The organism is Microbacterium lushaniae (assembly GCF_008727775.1).
In the GTDB taxonomy this organism is placed as follows: domain Bacteria; phylum Actinomycetota; class Actinomycetes; order Actinomycetales; family Microbacteriaceae; genus Microbacterium; species Microbacterium lushaniae.
In genome coordinates this window covers 1,839,609-1,852,562 of the sequence record NZ_CP044232.1, presented here as the reverse complement: position 1 = coordinate 1,852,562, position 12,954 = coordinate 1,839,609, and the positions used below count along the sequence as shown (strand labels likewise).

9 protein-coding genes and 1 pseudogene are annotated in these 12,954 nt (G+C 70.0%); 7 read left to right on the top strand and 3 right to left on the bottom strand.

The genetic code is table 11. From position 1 onward, the window contains the following. The first annotated feature begins 23 nt into the window (after positions 1-23). Positions 24-1,151 carry an alkaline phosphatase family protein gene (locus F6J85_RS08760; RefSeq protein ID WP_150924661.1) on the top strand — a complete coding sequence of 376 codons (1,128 nt, stop codon included), beginning with the start codon at positions 24-26 and terminating at the stop codon, positions 1,149-1,151. Between the two features lie 4 nt (positions 1,152-1,155). Here the strand turns inward: F6J85_RS08760 and sepH are convergent, their stop codons facing one another. Continuing rightward, positions 1,156-2,172 (bottom strand): septation protein SepH, encoded by a 1,017-nt coding sequence (sepH, locus tag F6J85_RS08755; protein ID WP_150924660.1) that lies wholly within the window; start codon positions 2,170-2,172, stop codon positions 1,156-1,158. Positions 2,173-2,421: 249 nt separating this feature from the next. Here sepH and F6J85_RS08750 point away from each other — a divergent pair, with 249 nt between their 5' ends. Next, positions 2,422-2,715, top strand: a complete 294-nt coding sequence (locus F6J85_RS08750) for a DUF4193 domain-containing protein (protein ID WP_150924659.1) — start codon at positions 2,422-2,424, stop codon at positions 2,713-2,715. Here F6J85_RS08750 and F6J85_RS08745 read toward each other — a convergent pair. Further along, positions 2,690-3,175, bottom strand: coding sequence for a DUF3093 domain-containing protein (locus F6J85_RS08745; protein ID WP_338037082.1), 486 nt, complete (start codon positions 3,173-3,175; stop codon positions 2,690-2,692). The genes F6J85_RS08750 and F6J85_RS08745 overlap by 26 nt on opposite strands. Positions 3,176-3,193: 18 nt before the next feature. On the opposite strand from F6J85_RS08745, the pseudogene dut reads away from it, so the two are divergent. The 5 genes and pseudogenes from dut (at position 3,194) to dxs (ending at position 10,146) form a co-directional block, all read left to right on the top strand. Next, positions 3,194-3,651 (top strand): annotated as a pseudogene (gene dut / locus F6J85_RS08740) (dUTP diphosphatase). After that, entirely contained in the window at positions 3,648-4,244 is a 597-nt protein-coding gene (locus F6J85_RS08735) for a DUF3710 domain-containing protein (protein ID WP_150921019.1), read from the top strand. Before dut ends, F6J85_RS08735 begins: the two are co-directional and overlap by 4 nt. Next, positions 4,241-5,011: a DUF3159 domain-containing protein gene (locus F6J85_RS08730; RefSeq protein WP_150924658.1), complete on the top strand. Its 771-nt coding sequence runs from the start codon at positions 4,241-4,243 to the stop codon at positions 5,009-5,011. Before F6J85_RS08735 ends, F6J85_RS08730 begins: the two co-directional genes overlap by 4 nt. Positions 5,012-5,144: 133 nt before the next feature. Beyond that, a complete protein-coding gene (locus tag F6J85_RS08725) occupies positions 5,145-8,012 on the top strand; it encodes an aconitate hydratase (RefSeq protein WP_150921021.1) in 2,868 nt (955 codons plus the stop codon). A gap of 175 nt (positions 8,013-8,187) precedes the next feature. Then, positions 8,188-10,146: a 1-deoxy-D-xylulose-5-phosphate synthase gene (gene dxs / locus F6J85_RS08720; protein WP_150921022.1), complete on the top strand. Its 1,959-nt coding sequence runs from the start codon at positions 8,188-8,190 to the stop codon at positions 10,144-10,146. A gap of 664 nt (positions 10,147-10,810) precedes the next feature. Here the strand turns inward: dxs and F6J85_RS08715 are convergent. After that, the gene (locus F6J85_RS08715) at positions 10,811-12,949 is read right to left on the bottom strand and encodes a 3-hydroxyacyl-CoA dehydrogenase NAD-binding domain-containing protein (protein ID WP_150927304.1); all 2,139 of its coding nucleotides are present in this window, start codon (positions 12,947-12,949) and stop codon (positions 10,811-10,813) included. Positions 12,950-12,954 lie beyond the last annotated feature (5 nt).

Genomic DNA, 12,954 nt, shown 5'->3' with positions numbered 1-12,954 from the left:
CCGCCTGTGCGAGACTGGCCCGGATGCCTCTCAGCCTACCGGCGTACCCACCCCGAGCCCGGAGCCTCACCGGTGTGCTGACCGATGCGCTGGCCGCACTCGGCGGCACGTCGGAGTCTCTGCCTCCGGCCCGAAGCGCCATCGTGTTCGTCATCGACGGGCTCGGCGCCGCCAACCTGGCCGCACGGCGGGGTCATGCGCGCTTCCTCTCGTCGCTGTCCTCACGCCAAGCGGTCGCCCGTACGGTGTTCCCCTCCACGACGGCCGCCGCACTCACGAGCCTCCTCACCGGCACCGATCCCGGTCGGCACGGGATCGTCGGCTACCGCGTGCGCGTGCCGGGCACATCCTCCGCGCCCAACCAGTTGCGCGGGTGGGAGACGGACGGCCTCGATCCGCTCACGTGGCAGCGCTCGGCGCCGATCCTCGAGCGCGAGCGAGAGCTGGGCCGGCCCACGTTCGTGGTGACGCGCTCGGAGTACCGCGGCACCGGGTTCACCGAGGCGACCATGCGCGGCGCGCAGATCGTGGGGGTCGACGACCTCGGCGAGCGGGTGGAGACGGCCGCGCGCGTGGCGGCGGAGCATCCCGGCGCCCTCGTGTACCTCTACGCCCCCGACCTCGACAGCGTCGGACACCGCCACGGGTGGGAGTCGGATCAGTGGACGGCCGCGCTGGAGCGCGTGGATGCCGCGGCCGCGCGACTGTCGGGTGCGCTGCATCCCACCACCGGCGCGCTCATCACCGCCGACCACGGCATGGTCGACGTCCCTGCGCACCGCCGGCTGCTCTTCGGCGAGGACTCACCCCTGTGGGCCGGTGTCGCCGTCGTCGGCGGTGAGCCGCGGATGCTGCACCTGTACGCCGAGCCCGGCCGTGCCGCGCACGTGCATGCGGCGTGGGCCGCGGCCGAATCCAGCAGGGCATGGGTTCTCACCAGGGCCGAGGCCGTCGAGGCGGGGCTGTTCGGGCACGTGGACGCGGAGGTCGCCGAGCGGATCGGCGACGTGCTCGTGGCCGCCCGTGCCGCCGTGGCGTATTACGACGACCGCGAGCCCGACAAGGCGTCGCAGCGCATGGTCGGGCAGCACGGGTCGCTCACCGTCGAGGAGCGGATCGTGCCGCTGCTGCGGCTGGGCGCGTTCGCCTGATCCGTCAGCTCTCGTCGCCGCGGGCGCCGAAGACGATCTCGTCCCACGACGGCATCGACGTGCGACCCCGGCGGCGTCCGCCGGAATCGGATGCGGGCGCCTGCGTGACGGACGCCTCCGCGTCGGGAGCACCGGATCCGTCGTAGCCCGGCTCGAGTGCATCGAACAGCGCCACGGGTGCGGAGGTGCGGTGCGGTGCGGTCTCGGTGCCGGGAAGAGGCTCGCGCTGGCCACGACGGCGACGGAGCGCCTCGAGCAGATCGGCGGTCTCTGTGGAGGTGACCGAGGCGTCGGGGGCTCGACGGGCGGCGTCCTGCGTCGCGTGCGGCGGCGGGCCTGCCTCGGGCATCGGCTCGGTGTCGTTCTCGATGCGACGGGGGCCGAACGCCCCGCTGTCGAAGCGGGAGTCGTCCTTCGCCAGCGGTACGTCCAGGGCGCGCAGGCGGGGGATGAGCCCTTCGGGCAGTGAGCCCTGGCGCGACAGCTGGATCGCGTCGGCGTTCTGCGGCGACAGCGTGCTCCGACGGGGGTCGAATCCCCAGCGCGCATCGTGGTCGATCGCGTTCGCGGTGAACTCGAGCTTGACGACCCAGCCGGTCGATTCCTTCCAGCTGCTCCACCGCTCGCCCGTGGCGTGGGCCTCGGCGAGCTTGGCCCGGACGGCGGCGCCGAAGGTGACGTGCTCGTGCTCGAGTTCGCCTCCCAGCAGCACCGGCACGGCGAGAGCCTGACCGACGACGTGCTCACGCTCGGCGAGGACGGGCCGCTCGAACTTCACGACGTCCTCCAGGCGAGCACCCATGAGGGCAGCGACTTCAGGGGCCGACATGCCGGCGCGGATGTGCGCCTGCACCTCACGGGGACTCGGGCGCGGGCCTCGGTCCTCTGCGGTGCGTTCACGCCGCGCTCGGCGCATCTCGCCGCGCAGCACCTCGTCGACGGCGAGAGTGAATCTCTCGCCGGACTCCGTCGCCAGGACCAGGAGGTTCTCCTCGGTGCCGATGACTTTGAGCTGTTCCATGCGAAACACCCCTTCGATCTGCGGTCAGCGCCCATGCTGACACAGCCATCGCCCGGCGCCGGGAATATCGCGGGCGCGCCGCGCGTTTTGCCGGTGTTCCTCCGATGACGGCGATGCCGTCCCAGCCGTGCGCATTTGCGAAACGTCGGGCCGTCATGCAAACTATGGCCGCCCGATCGGGCACGGCACCCCCTTCAGTTCCGCCCGAAACCCCCCTTTAGTTCCACCCGAAAGAAGAGACGTTCACGCATGGCGACCGATTACGACGCACCCCGCAAGACCGAGGACGACAGCGAGTCGATCGAGGCCCTGAAGGAGCGCGTCCCGGACAAGACCTCCGGCGCGATCGACGTCGAGGATGCCGACAACCCCTCCGGCTTCGAGCTCCCCGGGGCCGACCTCTCCGACGTCGAACTCGACGTCGTCGTCCTCCCGCCCCAGGAGGACGAGTTCACCTGCTCCAACTGCTTCCTCGTGAAGCACCGCTCGCAGCTCGACCACGACGGCGGCTCCGGCCCTATCTGCGTGGAGTGCGCGGCCTGACCTGAGCGCGGCGAATAGCCGCGGACAGCCGCTCCGGCGTGCGCGTGGAGATCACCCACGCCGGAGTGGGGTCGTCCGGGTCCGTCACGGGCACCGTGACCACCCCGTCGATCCCGCCCCGCAGCAGCATCCACGCCCGCCGGTCGATCTGAGCCCCCCTCGCCTGCCGCGCCTCCTCGTGCGTGGCCGGCACGGGCTCACCGAGCAGGTCTGCATCGATGTGGGCGGGTCCGGCGTAGAGCACGCCATCACGCACCTCCACGACCGGAGACAGCGCGATCAGGCCTACGACGACTCCGATCCCCACCACCGCTCCGACGATGAGGGCGACCGTGCGGTCGACCGGAGTCAATACGAGCGCGGCCATCGGACCGCAGACGGCGGCGGCCACGAGCACCCACAGGGAAGGGCTCAGCCGCTCGCGATAAGTGATTGCACCGCGGATGCTGCACCTTCCCATCTGCATTACCCTCATGGGGTGACCGATACCGTCGACGTCCCCATTATCGCCGCCGCGGCTCCCGTGTACGCCCACCCCGGCGACGCCGGCGCCGACCTCACGGCGGCCGAGGCCGTCCGTCTCGAGCCGGGGGAGCGCGCCCTCGTGGGCACGGGCGTTCGCATCGCCCTTCCCGACGGACACGTCGCCTTCGTCGTCCCGCGCAGCGGCCTGGCCGCCAAGCACGGCATCACCGTGGTCAACGCGCCGGGCACGGTGGACGCCGGCTACCGCGGCGAGATCAAGGTCGCCCTGCTCAACACCGACGCACGCGAACCGTTCGAGGTGGCGGTGGGAGATCGCATCGCCCAGCTGATCGTGATGCCGGTTCCCCCGGTGCGCTTCCTGCCCGTCGACACTCTGCCCGACAGCTCGCGGGGGAAGGCGGCTTCGGATCCACCGGATACTCGACTTCGAAGGAGGGGGCGCGCGCATGACCGATGTGTCCCCCGAGGCCCCCGTCGGCAAGGAAGCCCCCGCCGACCGCGACACCGCCGGCCCGTTCGACGAGTCCGAAGCCAATCCGGTCCGGCCCTACATCGATCTGGGCGGCATCAAGGTCCTGCCTCGCGAAGGACTGAACCTCCGCCTGGAAGTCGAGGAGCAGACCAAGCGCATCGTGGCGGTGGGCCTGGACTACGCCGATTCGACGCTGCAGGTGCAGCCCTTCGCAGCTCCCCGCACGACGGGGCTGTGGACCGAGACACGCGAGCAGATCCGCCAGCAGGTGCGACAGCAGGGCGGCCGCGTCGAGGAGCGCGAGGGACCGCTCGGGCCCGAGCTGCTCGCGGAGGTCCCGGTCGTGGCCGGGCCCGACGGCACCGGCAAGCGGCTCGCCCGCTTCGTCGGCGTCGACGGCCCGCGGTGGTTCCTGCGCGGCGTGATCGGCGGAGCTGCCACGAGCGACACGGATGCCGCGGCCAAGGTCGAAGACCTCTTCCGCTCCATCGTCGTGGTGCGGGGGACGGCTCCCATGCCGCCGCGCGATCTGATCCCGCTCAAGATGCCTGCGGTCCCGGGTTCGGCGTGACCGACCCCGAGCGGCCGACCGGCCCGGCCGACGTCGGCTCCGGAGCATCCACGCCCGACACCCCGCCTCCCGCCTCCGAAGCGCTGCGCGCGGCGTTCGGTCAGGCGGCTGCCCGGGCGGCGGGGCTGAGCGCCGACGGCGCGGAATCCACCGGGGCGGCGGTGTGGACCGCCATGGGCGGATGGCGCGGCATCCTCGAATCGGTGCTGCCGAGCCTCGCGTTCGTCGTGCTGTTCACCCTCACCTACGACGACCGCGTCGGGCAGGGGAACCTGTGGCTGAGCCTCGGGGTCTCCGTCGGGATCGCCGTGGTGTTCAGTGTCATCCGCCTGGCGCAGCGGTCGCCTGCCAGTGCCGCCCTGGGCGGACTGGTCGCCACGGCGGCGGCGGCGGGCCTGGCGCTGTGGACCGGCCGAGGGCAGGACAACTTCCTCTTCGGCTTCCTCACCAACGGCGCCTACGGCACCGCGTTCCTGATCTCGGCGCTCATCGGGTGGCCCCTGATCGGGCTGGCCGTCGGTTTCCTCATGAACGAGGGCACCGGATGGCGCCGGGACCGGCGGAAGCGTCGCGTGTTCTTCTGGCTATCGGTGGCGTGGGCGGCACTGTTCATCGCGCGCCTCGCGGTGCAGCTTCCGCTCTACTTCGCCGGCGAGGTCGCCGCCCTCGGCACCCTCAAGATCATCATGGGACTGCCGCTGTTCGCCCCCCTCGTGGCGGTCACATGGCTCGCCGTCCGGACGCTCTACCCGGCGCGGCAAACCTGATACATTTATCTTGACATCGAGATAAATTCTCTCGTCTTCCCGGTTAGGACAGCCTTCCTAGCCGCCGCGAGATGCGGCGGGGAAGATGAAGAGGGCGGGTTCGCCCCCGCATCCGCCGACGAAGGAGACGAACGTGTCCACGGTTGACAGCTTCGGTGCGAAGAGCACCCTGACAGTCGGCAGCACCGACTACGAGATCTTCCGCATCGACACCGTCGAGGGTTACGAGAAGCTCCCGTTCAGCCTCAAGGTGCTGCTGGAGAACCTGCTGCGCACCGAAGACGGTGCCAACGTGACCGCCGAGCAGATCCGGGCACTCGGATCCTGGGATGCCGCGGCCGAGCCCGACACCGAGATCCAGTTCACGCCGGCCCGCGTGGTCATGCAGGACTTCACCGGCGTGCCCTGCATCGTCGACCTCGCCACGATGCGTGAAGCCGTGGCCGCGCTGGGTGGAGACCCGTCGCGCATCAACCCCCTCTCACCGGCCGAGATGGTCATCGACCACTCGGTGATCGCCGACCTGTTCGGCACGCCCAACGCCCTCGAGCGCAACGTCGAGATCGAGTACGAGCGCAACGGCGAGCGGTACCAGTTCCTCCGGTGGGGTCAGACCGCCTTCGACGACTTCAAGGTCGTCCCGCCCGGCACCGGCATCGTGCACCAGGTGAACATCGAGCACCTCGCCAAGGTCGTCTACGACCGCACCGTCGACGGCGTGCTCCGCGCCTACCCCGACACGTGCGTCGGCACCGACTCGCACACCACCATGGTCAACGGCCTGGGCGTCCTGGGCTGGGGCGTCGGCGGCATCGAGGCCGAGGCCGCGATGCTCGGCCAGCCGGTGTCGATGCTGATCCCGCGGGTCGTCGGCTTCAAGCTCACCGGCGCGATCCCCATGGGCGTCACCGCCACCGACGTCGTGCTGACGATCACCGACATGCTGCGCAAGCACGGCGTGGTGGGCAAGTTCGTGGAGTTCTACGGCGAGGGCGTCGCATCCGTCCCGCTGGCCAACCGCGCCACCATCGGAAACATGAGCCCCGAATTCGGCTCCACCGCGGCGATGTTCCCCGTCGACGACGTGACCCTGGACTACCTGCGCCTGACCGGTCGCAGCGACGAGCAGGTCGCGCTGGTCGAGGCGTACGCCAAGGAGCAGCACCTGTGGCACGACCCGGCGGTCGAGCCGGTGTTCAGCGAGTACATGGAACTCGACCTGTCCACCGTGGTCCCCTCCATCGCAGGACCCAAGCGCCCGCAGGACCGCATCGAGCTGTCCCGCTCGAAGGAGCAGTTCGAGCACGACCTCCTCGACTACGCCGAGCCCGGCGCGCACACGCCCGTGGACGCGGCGGTGGAAGGAACCTTCCCCGCCTCCGACCCGATCGGCTTCACGCCGCAGGATGAGACGAGCCAGGGCGAGCCGCCCTCGGAGGTCAGCCACCAGCACGAGCACGAGGCGCAGTCCCTGAATCACGCGCCCTCGGCGGTATCGAAGCCGACGAAGGTGACGCTGGAGGGCGGGGAGTCCTTCATGCTCGACCACGGCGCCGTCACGATCGCGGCGATCACCTCGTGCACCAACACCTCCAACCCCTCGGTCATGCTCGCCGCGGGCCTGTTGGCCCGCAACGCGGTCAAGAAGGGGCTGAAGGCCAAGCCGTGGGTGAAGACCACGCTGGCTCCCGGCTCGAAGGTCGTCACCGACTACTACGAGAAGGCCGGCCTGACGCAGGACCTCGAAGACCTCGGCTTCTACACGGTCGGCTACGGCTGCACGACGTGCATCGGCAACTCGGGCCCGCTCATCGAAGAGGTCTCGACCGCGATCAATGACAACGACCTCGCCGTCACCGCGGTGCTCTCGGGCAACCGCAACTTCGAGGGCCGCATCAACCCCGACGTGAAGATGAACTACCTCGCGTCGCCGCCCCTGGTGATCGCGTACTCGCTGGCCGGATCGATGAACTTCGACTTCGAGACCGACCCGCTGGGCAAGGACACCGAGGGCAACGACGTGTTCCTCAAGGACATCTGGCCCGACGCCGCGGAGGTCCAGGCCACCATCGACTCGTCGATCAACGAGGAGATGTTCACGCGTCAGTACGCGACCGTCTTCGAGGGCGACGAGCGCTGGCAGAACCTGCCCACGCCCACCGGTGACGTGTTCGAGTGGGACGAGGCATCCACCTACGTGCGCAAGCCCCCGTACTTCGACGGCATGACGATGGAGCTCACCCCCGTGCGCGACATCACGGGTGCGCGCGTCATGGCTGCGCTGGGCGACTCGGTCACGACCGACCACATCAGCCCGGCCGGCAACATCAAGGTCGACAGCCCCGCGGGCCGGTACCTCGCCGAGCACGGCGTGGACCGCAAGGACTTCAACTCCTACGGATCGCGCCGAGGCAACCACGAGGTGATGATCCGCGGCACCTTCGCCAACATCCGCCTCAAGAACGAACTGGTGCGCGCGGTCAACGACGGCGCGATCGTGGAGGGCGGCTACACGCGCGACTTCACCCAGCCCGGTGGTCCGCAGTCGTACATCTACGACGCCTGCCAGAACTACGCCGCGCAGGGCACGCCGCTGGTGGTGTTCGGCGGCAAGGAGTACGGCTCCGGCTCGTCGCGCGACTGGGCGGCCAAGGGCACGAGCCTCCTGGGCGTGAAGGCCGTCATCACCGAGAGCTTCGAGCGCATCCACCGCTCCAACCTCATCGGCATGGGCGTGGTCCCGCTGCAGTTCCCGGAGGGCCAGAGCTGGGCCTCGCTGGGTCTGGACGGCACCGAGATCGTCTCCATCCAGGGTCTCGAGCAGCTCAACGAGGGCGTCACGCCCAAGACCGTGCGCGTCACGGCCGAGCCGAGCGAGTTCTCGCCGGAGGGCAAGGAGACGGTCGAATTCGATGCGATCGTCCGCATCGACACCCCCGGTGAAGCGGACTACTACCGCAACGGCGGCATCCTGCAGTACGTGTTGCGCTCACTGGTCTGAACATCGCGCAAGGCGGCCCCGGGGGAGACCTCGGGGCCGCCTTGCGCATCCCCGGGGACGCGGCGCAGATCGTACACGTCGGCCTGTTCGCGCGCTGTGCAGGCCCCGTCCAGCGGCGCGCGGCTAAACTCGGAGCACGGCGCCCCGGCGCTGCGACCGGTCGGAGAAGGATCCCATGGAACTGCTACCCACCATCACGAGTCCCCGTGACATCGACGCGCTGGATGTGACGCAACTCCAGCAGCTGAGCGCGGAGATCCGGGCGTTCCTGGTCGAGAACGTCTCCCGCACCGGCGGACACCTCGGTCCGAACCTCGGCATGGTCGAACTCACGATCGCCCTGCACCGGGTCTTCGACTCCCCGTCCGACCCGATCATCTTCGACACCGGTCACCAGTCCTACGTCCACAAGCTCCTCACGGGTCGTCAGGATTTCTCCCGTCTGCGCTCGCGCGGGGGCCTGGCCGGCTACCCGCAGCGATCCGAGAGCCCGCACGACGTCGTGGAGTCTTCGCACGCGTCCAGTTCGCTGAGCTGGGCCGACGGCGTCTCGCGCGCGTTCAGCCGCACGGGGCGGCGTGACCGCCACGTCGTGGCGGTCGTCGGCGACGGCGCCCTCACCGGCGGCATGACGTGGGAGGCGCTCAACAACATCACCGACGACAACGACCGCAACCTCGTCATCGTCGTCAACGACAACGGCCGGTCCTATGCGCCGACGATCGGCGGGATGGCCCGCTACCTCAACCGCGTGCGCACGAACGACGCCTATCGCACACTGCACCGCGGCTCCGACTCGCTCTTCCGCAGCCTCGGTCCGGCCGCGCGCGCCCTGTATCGCGGCGTGCGGGGAGGGACGCACGGCTTCCTCTCGCGCTTCACCAACAACGTCGCGCTGTACTCCAACCTCGACATCAAGTACCTCGGACCGGTGGACGGCCACGATCTCGAGGTGCTCCTGGAGACCCTCGAGCTGGCCAAGTCGTACGGCGCGCCCGTGATCGTGCACGCGATCACCGAGAAGGGCCGCGGCTACGCGCCGGCCCTCAGCGACGAGGCCGACCAGTTCCACGCCGTGGGCAAGATCGATCCGATCACCGGCGAGCCCCTTTCGGCCAGCAACGGCAACGACTGGACCGACGTGTTCGCCCGCGAACTCGTCGAGATCGGGGGAGAGCGCGACGACGTCATCGCGATGACCGCCGCGATGCTGCGCCCCACGGGCCTGCAGCTGTTCGCCGAGCGCTTCCCCGACCGCGTCTACGACGTCGGGATCGCCGAACAGCACGCTGTGGCTTCGGCTGCGGGCCTGGCGTTCGGCGGGCTGCATCCGGTCGTCGCGATCTACGCGACCTTCATGAACCGCGCCTTCGACCAGGTGCTCATGGACGTCGCGCTGCACGGAGCGGGTGTCACCTTCGCGCTGGACCGGGCCGGGGTCACCGGGCCGGACGGTCCGAGCCACCACGGCATCTGGGACCTCGCGATGCTGCAGCTGGTGCCCCGCATCCGCATCGCGGCGCCGCGGGATGCCGCGCGCCTGCAGGAGGAGTTGCGCGAAGCGGTGGGCGTGGACGACGCCCCCACCGTCGTGCGCTACCCGAAGGGCGCGGTCGCTCCCGACCTGCCGGCCCTCGAGCGGCTTCCCGACGGCGTCGACGTGCTCGCGCGCTCCGACGCGGAGGACGTGCTGCTGATCGGCATCGGGCCGATGGCCCACGTCGCGATGGATGTCGCCGCGCGCCTGCGCGCGCAGGGCATCGGCGCCACGGTCGTCGACCCGCGCTGGGTGATCCCCGTGCAGCCGTCGATCGTCGAGCTCGCCGGTCGCCACCGCCTCGTCATCACGATCGAGGACGGCATCCGCGTCGGCGGTGTCGGCACGCGCGTCCGGCAGGTGCTGCGCGAGGCCGGCATCGACACGGCAGTGGATGAGCTGGGCGTTCCCGACGAGTTCATCCCGCATGCCTCCCGCGAGCAGGTACTCGAGGATGCGGGCCTGACCGCCGCGAAGATCGCCCAGGACGTCGTCGCCCAGGTGCTCGGCACGCGCATCCCCGTAGCCCGCCCGACGGAGCAGGAGCCGGTGTGGCTCCTCGACGTCTCGGCCCGCCGCGACGCGCAGGAGCGCTGACGCGCCCGCCTCACCCCTCGCCCGCGTCACTTTCGTGCGTCCGCGCCACTTTCGTGCGTCCCGCGCCACTTTCGTGCGTCCCGCACCCGCGCCGCTTTGGTGCATCCGCGCCACATCCGTGCGTCCCGCATCCGCGCCACTTTCGTGCGTGCGCGCCACATAGAAGCGTGGCGGATGCACCGAACAGGCGCGAACGTGGGGCTCGCCTGTGGCGGCGACATCGCCCGCGCGATCTCGGCAACCCCCGGGCCACTCCCGTGCGCCCCGCATCCGCGCCATTTCCGGGCGTCCGCGCCACATAGGAACGTGGCGGATGCGCCGAACAGGCGCGAACGTGGGGTTGCACTACGGGTAGCCCACGTCACCGCGCCACATCGGCAGACTCCGCGCCACTCAGGTGGGTCCGCGCCATCCTCGTGCGTCCGCGACACTCCCGCGCATCGACGCCGCGCGGATCACGCATCCGCGCCATTTCCGTGCGTCCGCGCCACATAGAAGCGTGGCGGATGCGCCGAACAGGCGCGAACGTGGGGACAGGCCCCCGGCGGCGCGGCCACAGGCGCAGGCGAGGGACGGCGGGAGTCGAGGGGAGAGGCGACGGGGGAGAGGCGAAGCGGGCAAGGGAAAGGGCGGCCCCGGACGGCCGCCCTTTCCCGGATGCTGCTCAGCCGCCGATGCCGCGGATGGGCGGGTGGTGGAACGTGTCGCCGAACACGCGCTCCGACGCGCCCTCGCGGTCGAGGTACGGCGAGGCCCCGCCGTCGATGAACGGCCATCCGGCACCGAGGATGAGGCACAGGTCGATGTCTTCGACCTCCGGCACGACGCCCTCATCGAGCATGATGCGGATCTCCTGCGCGAGCCCGTCCTGCACGCGGCGCAGGATCGTGTCCTCGGATGCGGGGGAGGAGCCGGTCTTCAGCACCTTCTGTGCGGCCTTCGTCCAGCCCGTCACGCGCCCGCTCTTGTCCTTCTCGACCACCTCGGGCAGCTCGGCGAGCTGGTGGAAGTTCTCCGATGCGAAGAAGCGGTCGGGGAAGGCTGTGGCCATCGTGTCCTGCACGTGGGCGGCCACCTTCCACCCGACGAGGTCGATGAGCTGGAACGGCGTCATCGGCAGCCCCAGCGGCGCGAACGCCTTCTCGACCGTCAGGAGCGGCGTGCCCTCGTACACGGCGCGAGCGGCCTCGCCCATCACCTTCGCCAGGAGCCGGTTGACGACGAACCCGGGCGCGTCGGCGGTGAGCACCGCGTTCTTGCCGAGGGTCCGCGCGACCACGAACGCGGTCGACAGCGCCGCATCCGACGTGTTCGGCGTCCGCACGATCTCGATCAGCGGCATCACGGCGACGGGGTTGAAGAAGTGGAAGCCGACGAGCCGCTCCGGGTGGGCGAGCTTGGCTCCGATCTCCTCGACCGAGAGGGATGAGGTGTTGGTCGCCAGGATCGCGTCCTCCGCGATCAGCGGCTCGATCTCGGCGAACACCTGCTGCTTGACGCCGACCTCCTCGAATACCGCCTCGATGACGAAGTCGCAGTCGGCGTACTGGGCCTTGTCGGTCGTGCCGCTGACCAGGGCCCGCAGGCGGTTGGCGGTATCGGCGTCGATGCGGCCCTTCTCGTGCAGCTTGCCGATCTCCTCGTGGATGTGGGCGACGCCCTTGTCCACGCGCGCCTGGTCGAGGTCGGTGATGAGCACCGGAACCTGCAGCTTGCGCACGAACAGCAGCGCGAACTGGCTCGCCATGAGACCGGCTCCGATGATGCCGACCTTCTGCACCTTCTTGGCCAGCGCCTTGTCGGGAGCGCCGACGGGCCGCTTTGCGCGCTTCTGCACGAGGTCGAAGGCGTACATGGATGCGGCGAACTGGTCGCCGACGATGAGGTCGGCGAGGGCTTCGTCCTCACGGGCGAAGCCTTCGGCCTTCGTGCCGCTCTTGGCCTTGTCGAGCAGCTCGAGCGCGGCGTACGGCGAGCGGGGGACGGTGCCGATGCGGCTTTCGAGCATGTTGCGGGCCATCTTGATGGCGATGGGCCACTTGGTCAGACGCTCGATCTTGCCGGGCTCGTTCTTGCGCGTGACCTTGACGGCGCCGGTGAGCACGCCGTCGGCCCAGCGCAGCGAGTCTTCGAGGTAGTTCGAGGCCGGGAAGATGGCGTCCATGATCCCCAGCTCGTGGGCCTGCTTCGGCTTGAGCACCCGGTTCTGCTTGAGCGGGTTGGAGATGACCACCTCGAGCGCGTTCTCGATGCCGATGAGGTTCGGGAGCAGGTACGCACCTCCCCAGCCCGGGATGATGCCGAGGAACACCTCGGGCAGCGCGATGGCCGCGGCCGACGCATCCACCGTGCGGTAGGTGGAGTTCAGCGCGATCTCCAGGCCGCCGCCCAGGGCCAGGCCGTTCACGAACGCGAACGAGGGCACGCCCAGGTCGGAGAGCGAGCCGAGCACCTGGTGGCCGCGCTGCGCGATCAGTCGCGCGACGTCCTTGGACGGCAGGTTGGAGACCTCCGACAGGTCGGCACCCGCGGCGAGGATGTACTGCTTGCCCGTGATCCCGACCGCGTGGATCTCGCCGGCCGCCGCGCGCGCCTTCAGCTGCGCAAGCGTCGCGCCCAGCTCGGCGAGGGTCGCCGGGCCGAGCGTGTTGGGGCGCGTGTGGTCGCGGCCGTTGTCGAGGGTGATGAGGGCGAGCACCTTGCCCGATGCCAGTCGCACGTCGCGCACGCGAGAGTGCGTGACGACCTCGTCGGCGGACAGGGACTCCAGCACGGTGAAGTCGATGTCGTCGTAGTTGGTCATTCCTG